General features: G+C 66.7%; 14 protein-coding genes and 1 pseudogene. 6 read left to right on the top strand and 9 right to left on the bottom strand.

Going from position 1 to position 21,122, the window contains the following annotated elements; all coding sequences use genetic code 11:
• Positions 1-233: 233 nt before the first annotated feature.
• From MPSD_RS30720 to MPSD_RS09085, 4 genes and pseudogenes are all read left to right on the top strand, one after another.
• Positions 234-2,756 (top strand): annotated as a pseudogene (locus tag MPSD_RS30720) (PE family protein).
• Positions 2,757-3,569: 813 nt separating this feature from the next.
• Positions 3,570-4,826: a PPE family protein gene (locus tag MPSD_RS09105; RefSeq protein ID WP_015355224.1), complete on the top strand. Its 1,257-nt coding sequence runs from the start codon at positions 3,570-3,572 to the stop codon at positions 4,824-4,826.
• 779 nt (positions 4,827-5,605) lie between these two features.
• Positions 5,606-6,772 (top strand): PPE family protein, encoded by a 1,167-nt coding sequence (locus tag MPSD_RS09095; protein ID WP_020788091.1) that lies wholly within the window; start codon positions 5,606-5,608, stop codon positions 6,770-6,772.
• Positions 6,773-7,656: 884 nt separating this feature from the next.
• Positions 7,657-8,625, top strand: a complete 969-nt coding sequence (locus tag MPSD_RS09085; protein WP_015355222.1) for a PPE family protein — start codon at positions 7,657-7,659, stop codon at positions 8,623-8,625.
• Positions 8,626-8,693: 68 nt separating this feature from the next.
• On the opposite strand, the gene MPSD_RS09080 is transcribed toward MPSD_RS09085, so the two are convergent.
• From MPSD_RS09080 to dxr, 9 genes are all read right to left on the bottom strand, one after another.
• Positions 8,694-9,449, bottom strand: a complete 756-nt coding sequence (locus MPSD_RS09080; protein WP_015355221.1) for a gamma-glutamyl-gamma-aminobutyrate hydrolase family protein — start codon at positions 9,447-9,449, stop codon at positions 8,694-8,696.
• A 114-nt stretch (positions 9,450-9,563) separates the two neighbouring features.
• Positions 9,564-10,118, bottom strand: coding sequence for an alpha/beta hydrolase (locus MPSD_RS09075; RefSeq protein ID WP_015355220.1), 555 nt, complete (start codon positions 10,116-10,118; stop codon positions 9,564-9,566).
• A gap of 206 nt (positions 10,119-10,324) precedes the next feature.
• Positions 10,325-11,182: a type I methionyl aminopeptidase gene (map, locus tag MPSD_RS09070; protein ID WP_036426768.1), complete on the bottom strand. Its 858-nt coding sequence runs from the start codon at positions 11,180-11,182 to the stop codon at positions 10,325-10,327.
• 104 nt (positions 11,183-11,286) lie between these two features.
• Positions 11,287-11,871: a DUF1707 SHOCT-like domain-containing protein gene (locus tag MPSD_RS09065; protein WP_036427447.1), complete on the bottom strand. Its 585-nt coding sequence runs from the start codon at positions 11,869-11,871 to the stop codon at positions 11,287-11,289.
• A gap of 111 nt (positions 11,872-11,982) precedes the next feature.
• Positions 11,983-13,797, bottom strand: a complete 1,815-nt coding sequence (locus MPSD_RS09060) for a penicillin-binding transpeptidase domain-containing protein (RefSeq protein WP_086085524.1) — start codon at positions 13,795-13,797, stop codon at positions 11,983-11,985.
• 110 nt (positions 13,798-13,907) lie between these two features.
• On the bottom strand, positions 13,908-14,762 hold the full coding sequence (locus MPSD_RS09055; protein WP_036426770.1) for a GNAT family N-acetyltransferase: 855 nt from the start codon (positions 14,760-14,762) through the stop codon (positions 13,908-13,910).
• A 51-nt stretch (positions 14,763-14,813) separates the two neighbouring features.
• A complete protein-coding gene (gene ispG / locus MPSD_RS09050; protein ID WP_020788097.1) occupies positions 14,814-15,977 on the bottom strand; it encodes a flavodoxin-dependent (E)-4-hydroxy-3-methylbut-2-enyl-diphosphate synthase in 1,164 nt (387 codons plus the stop codon).
• A 22-nt stretch (positions 15,978-15,999) separates the two neighbouring features.
• A complete protein-coding gene (locus tag MPSD_RS09045) occupies positions 16,000-17,214 on the bottom strand; it encodes a M50 family metallopeptidase (RefSeq protein ID WP_086085523.1) in 1,215 nt (404 codons plus the stop codon).
• A 19-nt stretch (positions 17,215-17,233) separates the two neighbouring features.
• Positions 17,234-18,442, bottom strand: a complete 1,209-nt coding sequence (gene dxr, locus MPSD_RS09040) for a 1-deoxy-D-xylulose-5-phosphate reductoisomerase (RefSeq protein ID WP_036426774.1) — start codon at positions 18,440-18,442, stop codon at positions 17,234-17,236.
• A 93-nt stretch (positions 18,443-18,535) separates the two neighbouring features.
• Here dxr and MPSD_RS09035 point away from each other — a divergent pair, with 93 nt between their 5' ends.
• Together MPSD_RS09035 and MPSD_RS09030 are read left to right on the top strand one after the other, a co-directional pair.
• Complete coding sequence (locus MPSD_RS09035) at positions 18,536-20,281, top strand: cytochrome c biogenesis protein DipZ (protein WP_086085525.1); 1,746 nt, start codon at positions 18,536-18,538, stop codon at positions 20,279-20,281.
• Between the two features lie 32 nt (positions 20,282-20,313).
• Complete coding sequence (locus MPSD_RS09030; protein WP_372509680.1) at positions 20,314-20,964, top strand: fasciclin domain-containing protein; 651 nt, start codon at positions 20,314-20,316, stop codon at positions 20,962-20,964.
• Positions 20,965-21,122: the final 158 nt, after the last annotated feature.

Below are 21,122 nucleotides of genomic sequence, written 5' to 3'. Positions count from 1 at the left end.
CAGGTTCGGCCACGACGCCCTAAAGCCATTTCACCCCAGAACTTTTCACAGCAAACCGGCGACCAACCGAGATCGCCGCGCCGCCCATCACCTGCCCCTATTACCGCCAATTCTAGGCATCCCGTTATGGAAATAGGAATCCCAAAAGCCAATTTGCGATACGGTAAATATCGCCAGGCGCGTCGACATCGATTGGGCGCAAACCGAATTCGATTCTATTTTGAGGGATAACAATGTCGTTCGTAATTGCGGTACCCGATTTTATTGGCTCGGCAGCAACAGAATTGACTGGCATCGGCTCGACACTGAGCGCCGCCAATGCCGCTGCGGCTATCCCTACAACCGAGATCCTGGCCGCCGCCGAAGACGAGATATCAACCGCAATTGCGGCGCTGTTTGCCGGTCACGCCCAGGCCTATCAAGCGGCCAGTGCCCAAGCGGCGGAGTTTGGGAACCGGTTTGTGCAGGCCCTGACCTCCGGGGCCGGCGCCTATTCCAGCGCCGAGGCCGCCAGCGCGGCGTCAATCGCCGACCCCCTCCTGGCCGCAATCAACGCCCCCGCTTTGGCCTTGACCGGACGCCCACTGATCGGCAACGGAGCCAACGGGACCCCGGGCACCGGTGCCGATGGGGCGGCTGGCTGCTCGGCAATGGCGGCGCCGGCGGCTCTGGCGCGGCGGGATCCGGGCAGAACGGCGGGGCCGGCGGCGCGGCCGGACTGTTCGGGTCCGGGGGTGCCGGCGGTACCGGCGGCAGCTCATCGACCGGCAACGGCGGCGCCGGCGGGGCCGGGGGCTTGTTGTTGGGCAACGCCGGGACCGGCGGGGCCGGCGGGTACAGCAATTTCTTAACCGGATCGGGCGGTGTCGGTGGCACCGGCGGCACCGGCGGGTTGTTTGGCGCCGGCGGGCTCGGCGGGGCCGGCGGCGCCTCAGGGATGGATACCGGTGGGGATGGTGGAGCCGGTGGAGCCGGTGGGCTGCTTGCGGGGCTATTCGGCTCCGGCGGCGGCAACGGCGGTAACGGCGGATTCGGCTCGGTCAATGGCGGAGCAGGCGGGGACGGCGGGGACGGCGGGGCGCTGGCCGGCCCGGGCGGAAGCGGCGGGTCGGGCGCATTCGGCGGCACCCTTGGCGGGGACGGCGGGGCCGGCGGCGCAGCCGGCTTGTTGTTCGGGCCGGGCGGGTCCGGCGGTGCCGGCGGAGCCACCTTTAGCGGCACCGGGGGGTTGGTGGCGCCGGCGGTCATGCGGGGTTGTTCGGTGATGGCGGGGCCGGTGCAGTCGGCGGCTTCAGCTCCGTGGACGGCGGGGCCGGCGGCGCCGGCGGCGACGCCGGCTGGTTTGGCAACGGCGGAATCGGCGGCGCCGGCGGGGCGGGCTATTTCAGCTCCGGGGGTGTCGGCGGCGGCGGTACCGGTGGGGTGCTGTTCGGCAACGGAGGTGCCGGTGGCAACGGCGGGGCCGGCGGCGCCGGCGTACTGATCGGCAACGGCGGCAACGCCGGTATCGGCGGCGCTGGTGTGACCGTCGGCGGCACCGGCGTGGGCGGGACCAGCGGGCTGCTCTTGGGTCTGGACGGCTTCAACGCGCCGGCCAGCGCTTCGCCGATACACGCCCTGCAGCAACAGGCGCTGACCGCGATCAACGGGCCGATCCAGACACTGACCGGACGGCCGCTAGTCGGCAACGGCACCCCCGCTGCGGCGGGTAGCGGTGCCGATGGAGCCGCCGGCGGCTGGCTGCTCGGCGACGGCGGCGCCGGCGGATCCGCTCCACTGTTCACGGCCGAAGACGGAGGTGCGGGCGGAGCCGCCGGGCTGTGGGGCACCGGCGGCAGCGGCGGTGCCGGTGGCACCTCGACGGGAGGCCTGGGCGGCGCCGGCGGTGAGGGCGGGGCCGGCGGATTTCTGGCGGGTACTGGCGGGGCCGGTGGCGCCGGCGGGTTCTCACCAGCGACCGGTACCGGAGCCGGAGGGGTAGGCGGGGCAGGTGGAGCCGGGGGCCTGTTCGGCGGGGGCGGGGCGGCGGGGTAGGCGGGGGCAGCCTCGCCGGGCCCGGTGGGGGCGGCGGGGCCGGCGGCGCGGGCGGGCTGCTCAGCGGCCTGGTCGGCGCCGGAGGCGGCGCCGGAGGTCACGGCGGGCCCGGGGATACCGACGGCGGCGACGGTGGCGCTGGAGGCAATGGCGGGTTGCTCGGCGGCGCCGGCGGCGCTGGCGGCACCGGCGGCTACAGCGACGATGCTCCTTCGAGCAACGGTGGAGCCGGCGGCAACGCCGGACTGCTGTTCGGCAACGGCGGGCACGGCGGGGGCGGCGGAGCCTCCCGCGGCTTTGCTGGTACCGGCGGCGCCGGCGGCAACGCCGCGTTGCTGTTCGGCAGCGGCGGATTCGGCGGGTTCGGCGGGTTCGGATCCGGCGGCGGGTCCGGAGGCAACGGCGGCAACGCAGGTCTATTCGGCAGTGGTGGTGACGGCGGAGCCGGTGGATTCGGAGTGTTCGTCGATGGCGGCTCCGGCGGATCCGGCGGTAGCGGCGGACCGCTCTTGGGCACCGGAGGCTCCGGCGGCGCCGGCGGAGAGTGCGACTTGGGCGGATTCGGGGACGGCGGGGACGGCGGGGACGGTGGCGGTGCGATGCCGATCAGCAACGGCGGCAACGGCGCTGCCGGTGCAACTGCGGGCACCGACGGCAAGGGCGGAGCCGGCGGTACCGGCGGCACCCTGCTAGGCGAAGACGGGCTCAACGGGTTGCCCTGAGCCCACACCCGCTCTCCCCCGAACCGCAGATGGTGCGCATCTGGGTCGTGTAGCAAATGATTCGCAACTATTTCTGCAAATCGATTGCATCAATGTGGTTGCAGTAGTTACCTTCTAGATACAGGGAGTCTCCGCCAACCCTAAGGGGACGCACATGGCCTGTGCTCTGTGCTGCCGGCAGCCATCGTCGCGCTTGATTCGAAAGACTATTGCACCGGACAAATCGGCACCTTGTTTCCTGACCTGCAGTAGCGCACGGCTAGAAGAGCAGTGCTCGATGCCTGCCGAACGCGTCGGCTGATACGCGTCGTCACATCGGCTTGGGTCGGCCTCAAGCCGCGGGCACCACCGCGCCGGTACCGGATTCGATGACGATCCGATCTGATAGACGTTGGTGGGGAGGCATTTCCGGCATCCCAGCCATGGATCAACGCACAATCGACACAACGATCGGACCAGCTTCTCCCCCAACCACGGGCGGAGCAATTCACTGAAGTCGACGGCCGTAATCTACCCATCCGGTCCCGGTATCGCGCTCGACATCGAAAATGGTTTCACTGAGCCATATTTCATGCTCGTATGCTGTTTTTCAATCGTGCGCCGCTGCGCGCCCAAACACGGACACCTTTACCGGGGCCGGGCTCGATTCCGAAAGAGAAGCCCATGTCATCTGCCCGAACGATACCCCAAATATGCTCCGCGGCAGCGGATAACGCCAAATACCTTGGTCCGAGGCGGTCGGTCGGTGCGGACTGCCATCCCACCAACGAAGCCACCAACGTAATCATCGCCGGTTGAGCCGTGGGTACAACCATGGACTACGCAGCGCTTCCGCCCGAAGTCAACTCGGCACGCATGTACACCGGCCCCGGCTCGGGCCCGATGCTGGCCGCCGCACTGGCCTGGGATGGCCTTTCTACCGAGTTATCCTCGGCCACAGCCGATTACAGTTCAGCATTGGCCGCCATGACGAGCGGGCCGTGGCGGGGGCCCGCATCGACCTCGATGGCCTCCGCCGCCGCCCCCTACATCGCCTGGATGGCGGGCACCGCGACACAGGCCCTGCAGGCTTCACTGCAGGCCAAGGCCGCCGCCGCGGCCTACGAAACCGCATTCGCCATGACCGTGCCACCGCCGATGATCGCGGCCAACCGCGCGCTGTCGGCCTCATTGGTCGCCACCAACCTACTCGGCCAAAACACGCCGGCCATCGCCGCCGCCGAGGCCGCCTACGGCGAGATGTGGGCCCAAGATGCGGCCGCCATGTACGGCTATGCCGCGTGCTGCGCGACGGCAACGCAGTTGACCCCGTTCGCCGACCCACCACCGACCACCAGCCCCGAGGCCGGCCTGATCGCCCAGGCCGCGACCACAAGTAGCGCCCAAAGCCAGGCATCGCTGTCGCAGGTAATGTCAACGGTGCCGACCGCCCTGCAGGGGCTGGCCTCGCCGTCAGCGTCCGGCGTGACCATCACCGATGTCGCGGGCGCGCTGGGGCTGGGTGCCCCACAACTGGACCGCATTCAAAGTTGGCTCGGTTTACAGGGCATCGACCTGACGACCCCGAGCGGGCTGCTCGCATTCTTCAACGGGACCGACGGATCGCCGCTGGGCACAGCCGTCAACGCAATAACCACGAACGCGATCGGCTCCGGCTTCTACACGCCCGGCAACTTCTTTGGCACCATGTGTGACTTCTTCGGGCTATCCAGTTTCTCGGCCATGGACGCTGCCGAGGACGCCGCCATCGCCGCCAGCAGCGGCCTCGGCGGGGCCGCACCCGGTCTCGGCGGATTCGGCGGGTTGGGCACCGCCGTGTCGGCGGGGGTGGGAAATGCGGCCTCGATCGGGTCATTGTCGGTGCCCCCGACCTGGGCGGCAACCTCGCCGGTCGGCGCCGCAGTGGCGACCTTGCCATCCGTTGCCGCCGGCGCACCCCTGACCGCACACGGCCCGGCGAGCATGCTCGGCGGGCTGCCATTGAGCGGCTTTGGCGGACGCGGTTTCAGCGAGGTCCCCCGCTACGGGTTCAAGCCGACAGTGGTCATGCACCCGCCAGCGGCGGGTTGACCGGACTCCCTGCCAATCCGGTTCACGGCCATGCTCGGCACCGGCGCGAAAGCCGTTTCATGCCTTACCACCTCAGCTGAGCGCGGTCGCTGGTACCGTTGAATCACTGTGTTTCTGCGGGGCCCCAACAAGCCGACGCGATGGCAGTCAGCCATCGCTGTGGTGGCCGGGCTTTGCCTATTCGCCGCCGTCATCGGATGCTGGGCATTGCGCTCTGGGGTGGCGGCCGCCACTCCGTCGCATCCGGCCGCAACAGCATCCGCCGCCGGCCTCAGCCGAGCCGACATCGACAAACCGTCCGTGCGCAGCACCGGGCACCAACGCTCGTCATCCACAGGTCACAGCCCCTGCAAAAGCGCTGGGTTGAAACGGGATCGGCCGCCGACGTGGTCGCGCTCGGCACCGCCGCAGTGGTGGCTATCCACACCTGCCTCACTGACCACGGCGGGCCACCCGCTCAGGGCACTGCGTGCGCGCGCCCCGCTGGCAGCTGCCGCCGGGCGGGCATATCTCAACCAGCTCTGCGTCGCTCGCTGCTGATCGGCTAGCACCAGGCTCGTTGTGCGGCCATTCCAAGGCTGACACGGAGCCGGCGAAACCTACACCCGGTCAGCAATCTCGCTGACCCGTGCGACTTGCCATGCCCTAAACGGCTCACCCAAACATGTCCAGAAGAAGTGCATGTTCTGTCGCGCCACAAACTAATTCGTCATGCCCGCGGCGACAGACACGCCAACGCACCAAGCCAGCCAGCCGGCGCAAGACCCGAGGAAATAGCAATGGACTATGCAGCTTTACCACCCGAAATCAACTCCGCTCGCATGTATGCCGGGCCAGGATCGACATCCATGCAGACCGCGGCAACAGCCTGGGACGCGTTGGCCACCGAGCTCTATTCGGCGGCCAGTTGCTATAGCTCCATCACCGCGGGACTGGCCGGCAAGTGGCAGGGCCCGGCCGCTACCGCGATGGCCCAAGCCGCCGCGCCCTACGCGGCGTGGCTCAGCACCACCGCGGCCCAGGCAGAGCTAGCCTCAGCCCAGGCAAGAGCGGCCGTCAGTGCCCACGCCGGCGCGTTCGCGGCGACAGTGCCGCCACCGGTGATCGCCGCCAACCGTGCCCATCTGGCAGCGTTGATCGCGACCAACCTACTAGGTCAGAACAGCCCGGCGATCGCGACAACCGAGGCCAACTACGAACAGATGTGGGCTCAGGATGCGGCAGCGATGTATGGCTACGCGGGTGCTTGCGCGAGCGCCACACGGCTGACGCCATTTACTTCACCGCCGCCGATCACCGACCCGGTCGGGTTGGCCAGACAAGGTGTTGCCGCCACGCAATCGACCGGCGCATCGGCGGCTGCGCCAAGCCTCGAGGCCGTACTGGCGGCATCTCAGGTGATCACAACGCTGCCCGGGACCCTGGCTGGGCTCGCCACCGCACCCATCATGACATCCCTGAATAGCGCCTTCACGTCGTTGTCAACGTCGCTTTCGAAGCTGAGCTCACTGGCCGTGCCGCTGAACTTCGCCATGTACGCGCTGAACTTTCTCGATAAGGGGATCGGATTTACCAAAGCCGCAACCGGTTCGCTCACTGCCGCGGCCACAGGTGCGGTCAAGGCGGTCGAATCCGGGGCGCAATCGCTGGGATCGGTTTCGCTGGGAATCACGGGTAGCGGTGCGGCACTGAGCGCCCCAATGGGCCGCGGCATGACGGTAGGGGCGTTGTCGGTTCCGCATTCTTGGATCACGGCGCCAGCCACAAGTGCCGTCGCCGCGAACCTGCCGAGCAGTTTGTCCTCGGTCGGCACCCTAGACAGCGGCACCGCAGGTATGCCGTTCATGCCGTTGACCGGCATGGCCGGGCGCAGCGCCAACGGCCCTGCCGCCTCCCGGTTCGAGCTGCGCTCAACGGTGGTACCCCGTTCCCCGGCCGCCGGATGACCCAAACGATGACGGGATGCTGTTGGGGCCCACGCCGCATCGGGCCCCGATCACGTGCCCGTGCTCAGTTACCCAGCTGAAAATGCCATTCCTCTAACCAATCTCAAAGGTTTCTTCCAGCCCCCAACAATGCTGGCGCTGTATGTTTGCGCCACTGTGACCTTCCCATGCGCGGCTTCTCCCCGACGATGGCAACGCGCCGTCGTCGTTGTTGTCGTCGCGGTAGGTCTTTTTGCCGCCGTCATCGCGGGCTGGGCACTGCGGTCCGGGCTTTCCGCCGCGGCACTACTGCAACCCGCAGCATGGTCGCAGGCGATCCCCGATATCGGCCACCTGCAGCTCGCTCACGGCCCACAACCCGTGAACCATAGCGATCAAGACGCTCCTCCCGCGCATCAGAAACCCTTCAGAAACGCTTGGATGACGCGGGATCGGCCGCCAAGCCGGGCCCACCTTGGGCCACTTTCGGCCTGGTCGCCGACGAGTGGTTGGGTAACCCGGGGCTAGCAATCCCAGCTGATCCACGTGCACCCGCCCGGTCCACCGGCGGCGACTGCCGCTGACCGAGATATCTTGACCGAGTTCTGCGTCGCTCGGCGCTGATCGTTCCCGACGGTTGTGCTGCAGCACAACCGGTTACAGGTGATTGCCAACCACGCGCTTTCAACGCGTCTGCGCTGGTTGCATGACGCCGTTCTTCGTTCTTCGATGCGGTAACCCCTTCGCGGGATGCCATCGAATGCCAACGATCCCGAGCACATCGATAACGGGACAACAGCGGAATCAACCCGTCCCCCAGCACTTTAGGAATTGATCATGTCTTTGCGGCCCACTCCTGCCATCCCCCGAACATTTGTCGCGCGGAAGAGGCCGAAGAGATAGCCATGGACTTCGGAAAGTTGCCACCGGAGGTCAACTCCGGCCGAGCCCGTCCGGGCTCCCTGCAGGCCACCGCGGTGGCGTTGCGCGGGTTGACCGCCGGGATGCGCCAGATTGGGGCGGAATGTAGTTCGATCGCCGCCGGGCTCACCAGCGGGTGGCGCGGGCCGGCGGCGGTGCCGGTGATGCGGGTCATTGCGCCGCACTGGGCATTGCTCACCGCCCTGGCCCGCCATGCCAGTCAGACCGCGGTTCAGGCCGAAACTGCCGCGCAAGCCTACGAACAGGCAGCAGCAAAGATGACATCGGCACAGCTGATCGCGCCCAACCGCATGATGAGAAAGTGGTTGTCGGCGAACAACTTTCTGGGCCAGGCCAGCCCGGTGATCGCCGAGCTCGAAGCCGAGTACGACCGGGTGTGGGTGCACTGCGCCGACGCCGTGCACGACTTCGCCGGCGCCCTGGCTATCTCACCGAGGTCGACGCCGTTGACCTCCCAACTCGTCGCCATCGGGTTCACGAAGCTGGCCCACCGTGGTTCGCCCGTTGCCTGCGGGACAGCCGCCATGGATAGCCTCGCGATCATGACTACCGGCACTCAGGTGGTTTCATCAATTCCGCGAGCGCTCAAGGCCCTGTCTGCGCCCTATGCGTCATTGGGTGCCGCGATCTCCCCGGCGGCTTTGTCGCTGTCAAGACTGAGTTCGGTTGTCCTACGGTCAAATCTCGCGGCCCGCACGCTACATGTCCTGGAAACGGCTACCGCCTCGGGCCTAGCACGAACCACCGTCGCAGACAGTGGCGGTAGCCAGCTTTTGGTCGACGTTGATCACGCAACGTCGATCGGAGCGTTGTCGGTGCCGCAGGCGTGGATAACAGCGATTGCCGCCAGCCCCGTCGTCTCGGTGCTACAACGCACCGGATGGATCTGCGAACCAATCGGTGACGCCGTCGGCAGTGAGCCGCCGGGGTAGCGCCCACACTAGGGCGCAGCCAGGTCGGCGGAGGCGAGTGCGGCGTCCAATCGGGAGGGCCGATCCGCTCACCCGCTCCTGCGCGACCGGGCGGCATCAACCACCGCCGAGAACAGACGCAGATCCTCCAATGACTCCTCGGGATGCCACTGCACGGCCAACACGAAGTTCTCCCCCGGCAGCTCCAGCGCCTCGACCACGCCGTCGACATCAAAGGCGCTGACCACCAAGCCTTCGCCCACCTCGGCGACGGCCTGGTGGTGGTAGCAACGCACCTGCGCGGACTCCCCGATCAAGGTCGCCAACCGGGTCCCGGGCACGGTACGCACCGGCAGCGAGGAAAACACCGCGTTGCCTGCCCGGTGTCCGTTGTGCCCGAGCACATCGGGCAGGTGCTGGTGCAGCGTCCCACCGAATGCGACGTTGAGAACTTGAGCGCCGCGGCAGATACCGAGCACCGGTAGCCCCCGTTGCAGCGCACCACGCAGTAGCGCGAACTCCCAGCTGTCCCGGATCGGTGCCGGCTCGTCGGTGGCCGGATGCGCCTGTTGGCCGTAGGCAGCGGGGTCGACATCCTTACCTCCGGTGATGACCAGGGCATCGAGGCTGTCGAGCACTCTGTTGGCAGCATCGGCATCGGCCCGCTGCGGAGGCAGCAGCACGGCGATGCCACCAGCCATGGTGACACCGTCGAAATAGCTGGCGGGCAGAAAACTTGCGCTGACATCCCAGACACCAGTCTTGGCCTGGTCCAGATATGTGGTCATCCCCACGATCGGTCCCGGTCCAGCGGCGTTCAAGACCACCCGTCCTCTCCCCATCATGCTGGAGCATCCGCATCGCCCAGCGTGGTGTCATGCCGAATATTTCAACGGAAACGGTTGTGGCACAAGACTAGACATCCCCGGCCCGCTCGCGGAAGGCCAGGTTGGCGGCACCTACCAACCGCTGGTGCGCAGCACGATCTCGGTGGCCAGCTGGGCCGTCGACTCCTGCGCGTTGCGTCGGCCCAGCAGCTCAACCACCCGATACTCGGCGTAGACCAACTGCTGGCTGTTACGGGCCGCTTCCCGCACGGCCGCCGAAGTCACCAGCACGGTGGTGGCGATCTCGACGGGCGGACACGAGTCATCGCGAACGACGCCCTCGGAATCGGCGATCGCCGGATGGCCACGGTCAATTGCGACCAAGCCGGCGAACCTGCCCAACCTCGTCGCCGCCAGTTCCCAGGCGAGTTCGGCGCCCTCCCGATCGCCGACCACCACCGCCCACTTGATACCCAGGGCATCGAGGATGCCAACCACGGATTTTGACGTCAGCCGCGGGTCGGCGCCCACCACCACCGTTCGAAGTGAGGCGGTATGCAGCCGCTCGCACACCGCGTCATACGCGGTGACGGCGCGTTGATCGGCACCAAGAATGACGACGACGACGCCATTTGCGGGACCGGCCACTGCCACTTGGACCGGGAATCCGTCGAGCGTGGTCATCATCGAGGGCACCTACGCAAGTTACCGCCAATCGACCAGAGCGTGCCACGAGTTCATCCAGTCGCAGTCCCGCGACACCTCGAGCTTCCTGCGGCTAACCACCCGGTAACGGGTCAACCGCCGACGCCACCGAGCATGGCGAGCAAACGCAAAATCGCACCGGCACGCGGACGGCTACGCGAGTTTGCGTCTGCTCGCGTGTGGAGAGCTCATGGCAACGTGAGAATCTCGGCACCGGTATCGGTGACCAGCAGCGCGTGTTCGAACTGCGCGGTCCACTTGCGGTCCTTGGTGACCACCGTCCAGTCGTCATCCCAGATCTCGTAGTCCAACGTGCCCAGGTTGATCATCGGCTCGATGGTGAATGTCATCCCGGTCTGCATGATCGTCTCCACCGCAGGCTGGTCGTAATGCAATACAACCAGCCCGTTGTGGAAGGTGGTACCGATGCCGTGGCCGGTGAAGTCGCGAACCACGTTGTAGCCAAAGCGATTTGCATACGCCTCGATCACTCGCCCGATGACCGACAACGCCCGTCCGGGTTTGACGGCGTTGATCGCCCGCATCGTCGCTTCCCGGGTGCGCTCCACCAGCAGCCGGTGCTCCTCGGAGACGTCGCCGGCCAGGAAGGTCGCGTTGGTATCGCCATGCACCCCGTCGAAGTAAGCCGTGACATCGATGTTGACGATGTCACCGTCGGCGATCACCGTCGAGTCGGGGATTCCGTGGCAGATCACCTCGTTGAGCGAGGTACAGCACGACTTGGGGAAGCCCTTGTACTCCAGCGTCGACGGGTAGGCGCCGTTGTCGACCATGTACTCGTGGGCGATCCGGTCCAGCTCGTCGGTCGTGACCCCGGGTGCGACCGCTTTGCCCGCCTCGACCAGTGCGCCGGCCGCGATCCGCCCGGCCACGCGCATCTTCTCGATGACCTCAGGCGTCTGCACCCATGGCTCGGTCCCTTCGCGGGCCGTCGGCTTGCCGACATACTCCGGGCGCGCGATCCACTTGGGCACCGAGCGCATCGGCGAGAGGACTCCGGGGGAAAGCGCGGTGCGAGCAGGCATCCCGCTAGCTTAGTCGCGCCTGGCCGGTGACTCGCACCTCACCGGGAGCGCCCGGCCCGCCGTCACATCCCGCCCCGATGGTCGCTGCCTGGACGAACCGCTGGTTACACCTGATGGCGGCGCAGCAAGGCCCGGCGCGGACCCCGGATCACCACGGAGCCGCACACCACCTGGCCCGTCACCACGACATGCGGTGTGCCTTCACCAGGGGCATCCTTGCGACGGTCGCTGGCACTGCCCACGTAAACCTCGACGTCGTCGATGGAGGCGCTGGCCCCCTCGGGCAGTCTGAGCTCGAGTGAGCCGAACCTCATGTCGAGTTCGATCACCACCACGGGTCCCGCGAAACGCGCCTTGGTCAGGTCGAGTTCGATCGAGCCCAGCCGGCGAACCAACGCCAGGCGAGTCGGGACCATCCATTCGCCATGGCGCTTCAGCGACCCGGCCCAGCCACGCAATTCGACCCGGTCAGCCGCGGATGTGACGATGGCACCCGGCCCGGGCAGGTCACAGACCAGCCCGTCCAGTTCGTTCTGGGTGCGCGCAAACGACACCCGAGACGAACGCTGCTCGAATTCATTGATGTCGATCAACCCGAGCGCCACCGCGTTGTGTAAACGGCGCATCGTGCCGTTCCTGTCGGCGTCGGAGACCCGCAACGCCACCATCTCTGCACCGGAATCCGTCATGGCCTTTTCCTGATGTCCCTCGCTAACGGCGATCATCCGCCTCTCCTGGCAACTTACCGCGGTTGCGGGATCGGTGGCGACGCCGCGGGCCCAGCCAGGCGCCCACAGCGGCTAGGTCAGGTACCCGGGCGGCATCAGCTCGAACATCATCTTGGTCATCCGCACGGCGTATTCCGAGCTGCCACCGCCGACAATCAGCGAGGCGAACGCCAGGTCACCGCGGTATCCGGCGAACCAGGAATGCGACCCGCCCGGGAATTCGGCTTCACCGGTCTTGCCGAAGACCTCGCCGCACCCGGCGATCTCTTTGGCGGTGCCGTTGGTCACCACCAGGCGCATCATGGGGCGCAGCGCGTCCACCATCTTCGGGCTGATCGGCGCGCCCTCACCCGTCACCTGCGTGGGCCGACCGACGATGAGCTGCGGAACCGGTGTCCTGCCCGCGGCCACGGTGGCCGCCACCAGCGCCATCCCGAAGGGGCTGGCCAGCACCTTGCCCTGGCCGAACCCGTCCTCGGTGCGCTCTGCCAGGTCCACCGTCGGAGGCACCGAACCGGTGACCGTGGTGAGGCCCTCCACTCGATAGTCGAGCCCGATGCCGTAGCGAATGGCCGCCTGCGTCAACCCGCGCGGGGGCATCTTGCTGCTCAGTTCCGCGAAGGTGGTGTTGCACGAACTGGCGAACGCGCGTGATAGCGGCACTACGCCGAGATCGAAGCCGCCGTAATTGGGGATCGTGCGATGGCCGATGTCGAGTTCGCCGGGGCAGCCGAGCATGGTGTTGGGGGTGGCCATATCGCGCTCGACGGCCGCACCGGCGGTAACGACCTTGAAGGTCGACCCGGGTGGATACAGGCCGGTGGTGGCAACCGGGCCGTCGGCGTCGGCGGCGGCATTCTGCGCCACCGCCAGAATCTCTCCGGTCGAAGGCTTGATCACCACGATCATCGCCTTGCCGCCCCTGGCGTCCACCGCGCGCTGCGCGGCGTTCTGCACGGCCCGATCCAACGTGATGGTGACCGACGGCGCCGGTGACGGTGCCACCTCATGCAGCACCGCCACGTCCACACCGTTCTGGTTGACGCTGACCACCCGCCAGCCCGCCTCGCCCTCCAGCTCGTCGACCACGGCTTTCTTCACCTCGGTCATGACGACTCCGGCGAAATGATCGTCGGTCGGCAACATCTCGGGCTGAGGCGTGATCACCACACCGGGCAGGTGGCCGATCGCTTCGGCGACCCGACCGCTGTCGTCAGGACGCAGGGTGACCCCCAAGTCCAGCGGGTGCGGCAACGAACTGGCCTGCTCGGCGAGCAGCTGCGGGTCGTTGAGCGTGTCGTTGAAGGGGTGCAGGGCATCAACCGCGGCGTGGGCGGTCCCGATCAGGTTGCGGCCGGCCTCGACGGCATCCAGAGCGTAGTGATACACGTAGCCCGGCACGAGCACGTCGGTGCCGCCGAGCTCGTTGACCGACGCCCGCCGGGGCAGGTCGGCGCGCAGGGAAAACGTCTGGTGCTCCCCCAGCTTGGGATGCAAGCCGGTGGATACCCAGCGGACCGCCCAGCGCCCCTCATCGCGGGCCATCTTCAACTGGCCGTCATAGGTCCACGTCCGATTCTTGGGAAGGTGCCAGGTGAAGCGGTAGACGACGGTGCCCGTGTCCTCGGCATACTTCGAGCTGAGGATCTGCGCGTCCAGGTGGGTCGCCTGCAGACCCGCCCACGCGGCGTTGAGCGCTTCCCGGGCTTCGTTGGGGTTGTCGCTGAGCTGGGCCGCGGTCGCGGTATCGCCAACGGCGAGCGCGGCGAAGAATTTCGCGGCAGCCGGCCCCGGGCCCTCGGGGCGGGGCGTGCAGCCTGGCAGCGCCATGCAGCAGACCAACAAAAGGGCTGCGCCAGCTGAGGCCAATGTTGCTCTAGTTACCATCGTTACTGATGTTAAGAACAGTGACGCCAAGGAGGGCGTAGACACACCGAGACCCAACCGTTATGTCGGATCTGGTTGACGCTACGAAGGGGTTTGGTGCAGGAGGCTGCTCAGTCGAGCAGCACTGTGGCGAAGGTGCCGACTTCCTTGAAGCCGACGCGCGTGTAGGCGGCGCGGGCGACCGTGTTGAAGTTGTTCACGTACAGGCTGGCGATGCGCCCGCTGCCGACGGTCACCGCGGCAAGCGTGGCGGTTCCCGCGGTACCCAAACCCAGGCCGCGCCGCTCCGGATGAACCCAAACCCCCTGGATCTGCCCGACGGCCGGAGACTGCGACCCCACCTCGGCCTTGAAAATCACCTCACCGTGCTCGAACCGGGCCCACGCCCGCCCGGCCGCGATGAGGCTGGCGACCCGGCGGCGATAACCCCGGCCGCCGTCTCCGAGGCGAGGATCGATGCCCACCTCACCGATGAACATGTCCACGGCGGCCACCAGGTAGGCGTCCAACTCCTCGGGTCGGACCTGGCGTACCTCCGGGTCGATCGCGCAACTGGGGTGGGTGTTGATGGCCATGAGCGGCTGGTGGTCACGCACATCGCGGGCCGGCCCCCAGGCCGACTCCAGGCGCTGCCACATCGGCAGCACCAGATCGGCCCGGCCCACCAGCGACGAACACCGCCGCGCGGTGCTCTTCGCCTCATCGGCGAACGCGTTCAAATCGATCAATTCACCGCGCAGCGGGATCAGGTTGGCGCCGGCGAAGCACAACGACTCATCCACTCCGTCGCGCGTCCACAGTTCCCCGCCAAGCGAATTGGGCTCGATTCCGTAGTCGGCCACCCGCGCGGCGACCATGCACGATTCAACCGGATTCTCGTCGAGCACTCGCCACAATGCGGCAACGTCACGCACCACAGACACCCGTCGTTCGCCGACAAGGCGCATGATGAGCGGAGCCGACATCTCAGATCTCTCTGTGGTGCGAACTGAGGCCAGACAATTCACTGCCCCCTATCAGCTTACGGTCACAATAGGCGCACCGCTTGATGTCGTGCCCGGATCCTCAGTTCCCATTTCTGCGGCGATGCGCATCGCCTCCTCGATCAGGGTCTCGACGATCTGCGCTTCGGGCACCGTCTTGATCACTTCGCCCCGCACAAAGATCTGGCCCTTGCCGTTGCCCGAGGCCACTCCCAGGTCAGCCTCACGCGCTTCACCAGGACCGTTGACGACGCACCCCATCACGGCCACCCGCAACGGAACGTCAAGACCGTCCAAGCCGGCGGTGACCTCGTTGGCCAGCGTGTAGACGTCAACCTGAGCGCGTCCGCAGGACGGACAGGACACGATCTCAAGGGACCGTGGTCGCAGATTCAGCGACTCGAGAATCTGGTTGCCGACCTTGACTTCCTCCACGGGTGGGGCCGACAACGACACCCGGATGGTGTCACCGATGCCACGGGAGAGCAGCGCACCGAAAGCGACCGCGGACTTGATGGTGCCCTGAAAGGCCGGACCGGCCTCGGTGACCCCCAGGTGCAGCGGATAGTCACATTGGGCCGCCAACTGCTCGTAGGCGGCGACCATGATCACCGGGTCGTTGTGCTTGACGCTGATTTTGATGTTGCCGAAACCATGCTCTTCGAACAACGACGCTTCCCACAGGGCAGACTCGACCAGCGCTTCGGGCGTGGCCTTGCCGTACTTCTGCATGAACCGCTTGTCCAGCGAGCCCGCGTTGACCCCGATGCGAATCGGAATGCCAACCGCCCCGGCCGCCTTGGCGACCTCCCCCACCCGGCCGTCGAACTCCTTGATGTTGCCCGGATTCACCCGCACGGCAGCGCAACCGGCATCGATGGCGGCAAAGATGTACTTCGGCTGGAAGTGGATGTCGGCGACCACCGGAATCTGGCTGTGCCGGGCTATCTCGGCCAGCGCGTCAGCGTCCTCTTGGCGGGGGCAAGCCACCCGGACGATGTCGCAGCCCGCCGCGGTCAGCTCGGCGATCTGCTGCAGCGTGGCATTGACGTCGTGGGTCTTGGTGGTGCACATCGATTGCACCGAGACCGGGTAATCGCTGCCGACTCCGACATCGCGGACCATCAGCTGACACGTGGTGCGGCGGGGCGAAAGCGTGGGCGCCGGAGGCTGCGGGATGCCCAGGCCAGTGGTCACTGTGACCCCTTCTTTCTGGTTCTTATTGGAACAACCTGATCGGGTTGACCAAGTCGGCGGTGACGGTCAACAGCATGTATCCGACCACGAAAACCAGCACCACATAGGTCGCTGGCATCAGCTTGAGATAGTTCACCGGCGCCGCGGCCACCTTGCCGCGGGCCGCGCGGATCATGTTGCGAATCTTCTCGAACACCGCGACGGCGATATGGCCGCCGTCGAACGGCAACAGGGGCAGCAGGTTGATGGCCCCGAGGATGAGATTCAACTGGGCCAGGAAGAACCAGAAGGCCACCCACAGCCCGTGGTCGACGGTGTCGCCGCCGATGATGCTGGCGCCGACCACGCTGATCGGCGTCTGCGGGTCACGCTGGCCGCCCCCGATGGCGTGGACCAGCGCGCCGACCTTGGTCGGGATGGCCACCAGCACCCTGCCCACTTCGACCGTTAGGTCACCGGTGAAGGCGAACGTGGCGGGCAGCGCCGACAGAATCCCGTATTGCGTCGGCCCGGACTGGGCCGCACCCACCCCGATAGCGCCGACAGTCGCGGGCTCGAGTTGATTGCCCTGCTCGTTGGGAACCCAGCGGCGGGTGGATTCGATGACCACGTTGGCCGTCACCGTGGTTCCGTCGCGTTCGACGACGATCGGCGCGCTGCCGTGCAGCTTGCGAATGGCCGTCGCCATCTCGTCGAAGGTGGAGACCGCGGTGTCACCGACCTTGACGACGACGTCACCGGCGCGCAGTCCGGCTAGCGCCGCGGGCCCCGGCCCGGTGCACTGCTCCAGTTTTCCTTGAGCCGTTTCCGGTGCGACACAGCCGGTTTCGCCAATGATCGCCTGGGTGGGCGGGTGCAGGTTCGGCAGCCCCCAGACCACTGCGATGCCATAGATCAGCACCAGGCAGATAACGAAGTTCATGCCAGGCCCGGCGAACAGGACCGCCACCCGCTTCCAGGTCGCCTGTTTGTACATCGCCCGGTCATGTTCGTCGGGCTCGAGATCCTCCACCGGGGTCATGCCGGCGATGTCACAGAAGCCACCCGCCGGAATGGCCTTGACCCCGTACTCGGTTTCGCCTCGGCGCGTCGACCACAAGGTGGGACCGAAGCCGACGAAATAGCGCCGCACCTTCATTCCGGTCGCACGCGCTACCCACATGTGGCCGCACTCGTGCAGCGCCACCGATATCAAGATGGCGAGTGCGAAGAGCACAATGCCGACAACGAACATCATCAGCCTCTATCGACCTTTCTCAAGCCAGTCCGGAGACCTTCTCGCATGCGCCGGCCGGGCTTGCTTTGGCGATCGCACGCTGTGCCCGCTGCCGCGCCCAACGCTGCGCGTCAAGTACGTCATCCACGTTAGCGGGTGAAACGGCCCATTGGTCGGCAGCGTGCAGCACGTCGGCGATAGTTCCCACGATGGCGGGGAAATTGATCCGGCCGGCGAGGAAGGCCGCTGCCGCTTCTTCGTTGGCCGCGTTGTACACCGCGGTCATGCACCCGCCGGTCTCGCCGGCATGGCGAGCCAGCTCGACGGCGGGAAACACCTCGTCGTCCAGCGGCTCGAACTCCCACGTCTGAGCCTGACTGAAATCGCAATAACGGGCCGCACCCGGCACCCGGCGCGGCCAGCCCAACGCCAGCGAGATCGGCAATTTCATGTCCGGGGGGCTGGCCTGGGCGATGGTCGAACCGTCGACGAAGGTGACCATGGAATGCACGATCGACTGCGGATGCACGACGACCTCGATGCGCTCGTACGGGATGCCGAACAGTAGGTGGGTTTCGATGAGCTCGAGTCCCTTGTTGACCAGTGAGGCCGAGTTCAGCGTATTCATCGGGCCCATTGACCAGGTCGGATGGGCACCGGCCTGCTCCGGGGTGACCTCCTGAAGGTCGGCCGCCGACCACCCCCGAAACGGCCCACCCGAGGCGGTCAACACTAGTTTGGCGACTTCGTCGGGGGTGCCTGCTCGCAAGCACTGAGCCAGCGCGGAATGCTCGGAGTCGACCGGCACGATCTGACCGGGTTGCGCGGCCTGCAGTACCAGTGGACCGCCGGCAACCAGCGATTCCTTGTTGGCCAAGGCCAGCCTGGCCCCGGATGCCAGCGCGGCCAGCGTCGGGCGCAGGCCCAATGCGCCGACGAGCGCGTTGAGGACGACGTCGGCCTCGGTCTCCTCCACCAGCCGGGTGACAGCGTCGGGCCCCTGGTACGCAATGTCGCCGGCCAGTTGCGCCGCCCGCTCGTCGGCGATCGCAATCTCCGTTACGCCGGTCTCGGCGCGCTGTCGCAGCAGCGTGTCCAGATTGCTGCCCCCGGCAGCCAGCCCGACGACCTCGAAACGGTCCGGATTGGCGGCGATGACTTCCAGCGCCTGGGTGCCGATCGAACCCGTGCTGCCCAGCACTAGCACGCGCAAGCGGCCGTCGGCGGACCCGTCGGTGGCAGTAGTCACTCCATCATTGTGCCCCGACCGACCCCAATGCGGCCCGGCCAGCCCGCCGCTTCGACTAGCCATCCAGGACCTCCGCAGTTTCGAATAGTGAACATGGTCACGCTTGCACTCGTCGGCTTCGTCGGAGGTCTGATCACCGGGATCTCGCCGTGCATCCTGCCGGTGCTGCCGGTGGTCTTCTTCTCCGGCGCCCACGGCGGCGCCACGGTGGCCACCACACAGACGGGGGTTAGTACGCCGGACCCGAAGGCCGCGCGTGTCCAGACACGCCCCTATCGGGTGATCGCCGGCCTGGTGCTCAGCTTCTGTCTGGTGACCCTGACGGGTTCGGCGCTGCTGTCGTTGCTGCATCTGCGCCAGGACACCATCCGCTGGGTCGCGCTGGCCGCGCTGGTGGCGATCGGCTTGGGCTTGATCTTTCCGCGACTCGAACAGTGGCTGCAGCGGCCGTTTTCCCGCATCCCGCACAACTCGATCAGTGCTGGCGGCACCGGTTTCGGGCTCGGGTTGGCGCTGGGCGTGCTCTATGTTCCCTGCGCCGGCCCGGTGCTCACCGCCATCATCCTGGCCGGCGCCACCTCGAGAATCGGGCTCAACACCGTCGTGCTCACCTGCGCATTCGCCCTCGGAACCGCCTTGCCACTGCTGTTCTTCGCCCCGGCCGGGCGCGAGACGGCAGGACGGGTGAGCGCGTTTCGTCGGCGCCAGCGCGAGATCCGGATTGGGGCCGGAGTCGTGACGATTCTGCTGGCAGTGGCCCTGGTGCTCAATCTGCCCGCGACTCTGCAACGGGCCATCCCCGACTACACCAGTGCGCTACAGGGCCTACCGGAGCAGGTGGGCGGCCCCAACCAAATCGGCACCAACCTGGGCGGCATCGGCGGTCTTGTGACTGACCAAAACGCGCAGCTCTCCAACTGCACCAACGGCGCCGCCCAACCGCAAGACTGTGGCAGCGCACCCGACATCACGGGAATCAGCGGCTGGCTCAACACCCCTGAGCACCAACCGATCCGGTTGAGTTCGCTGCGAGGCCGCGTGGTGCTGGTCGACTTCTGGGCGTATTCATGCATCAACTGCCAACGCGCCATCCCCCACGTCGTCGGCTGGTACCGGGCCTACAAAGACAGCGGCCTGGAAGTGATCGGCGTGCACACACCCGAGTACGCGTTCGAAAAGGTGCCGGAAAATGTTGCGGCCGGCGCCGCGGATCTGAACATCACCTACCCGATCGCGCTGGACAACAACTATTCGACCTGGACGAACTACCGCAACGCATACTGGCCCGCCGAGTATCTGATCGATGCCAGTGGCACCGTTCGGCACATCAAGTTCGGCGAGGGTGACTACGACGGCACGGAGAACCTGATCAGACGGCTACTCACCGACGCCAATCCGGGCGCCAAACTGCCGGCACCCGTGGACGCCGCCGACACCACACCCGCGCTGAGCCTGACCCCCGAGACATATTTCGGCGTGGGCAAAGCGGTCAACTTCGCCGGCAGCGGCTACGACCAGGGTTCGGCGACGTTCAGCTATCCGCTCGCGCTGCCCCCAGACACCTTCGCCCTGCAAGGCCCCTGGTCCCTGGACCACCAGCGGGCCACGGCCGACGGCGACGACTGCCGCATCAAGCTGAACTACCTCGCCAAGAACGTCTATCTGGTGGTCGGTGGCACCGGAACCCTCACCGTGACCGGAGCCGGCAAGTCGACGACGCTGCGGATCGGCGGGGCACCCACCTCGCATCAAATCATCGCCGGCGACCAAGTGCAGCGAACCACGATAGAAGTGCATCCCAGCAAAGGATTGCAGGTGTATTCATTCACCTACGGATGAATTATTTTTCCCACAACACCGATCCAAAACCGCTGCGGCTCCGAATAACAGTCAGAGATCCACCCGACAACAAAGGAGCCATAGGCAATGAAGTTCCACAACCCAGCAATTGCAGCAACCGGTCTCGCGGCAGCCGCTGCGGTAGGCCTGGCGGGCTGGCCACCGCTCCGAGCGCGATGGCCAGCCCGCCAGACACACTGGTCGGCCCCGGATGCAGTGCCTACGCACAGCAAGTGCCGACCGGGCCAGGGTCGGTAGCCGGCATGGCGGCCGAACCGGTCGCGGTGGCGGCGTCGAACAACCCGATGCTCACCACGCTGACCTCGGCGTTGTCCGGCAAGCTCAACCCGCAGGTGAACCTGGTCGACACCCTCAACGGCGGCCAATTCACAGTCTTCGCCCCGACCGATGCCGCGTTCGGCAAGATCGACGCCGCAACGATCGACTCGTTGAAAACCGATGCGCCGCTGCTGAAAAAGATCCTCACCTATCACGTGGTCCCCGGGCAGTTGAGTCCGTCGCAGGTGGTCGGCATCCACGGCACCGTCGAGGGCGCCTCGCTGACCGTCACCGGTTCTGGCAATGACCTACAGGTCGGTGACGCGGCCGTGGTCTGCGGCGGAGTGCAAACCGCCAACGCCGTGGTGTACATGATCGACACCGTGCTGATGCCGCCCAGCTAGCCAGCTAGGCATCACCGGCAGTGGCGACGCATTTCGCTACGGCGATTCCTCCGGACGGGTAGCACAAAGGTGATGACCCCGGTCTGCGCTTCGGGCAGATGTGCCAGAATGATCGGGTTCGATCCGAAGACGTGCAGTAGCCAATCCCATCCGGAGGA

Origin of the sequence: Mycobacterium pseudoshottsii JCM 15466, from assembly GCF_003584745.1 — a bacterium.
Taxonomy (GTDB): domain Bacteria; phylum Actinomycetota; class Actinomycetes; order Mycobacteriales; family Mycobacteriaceae; genus Mycobacterium; species Mycobacterium marinum.
The sequence above is the reverse complement of the archived record's forward strand: the minus strand, read 5'-3'. Positions and strand labels throughout refer to the sequence as shown.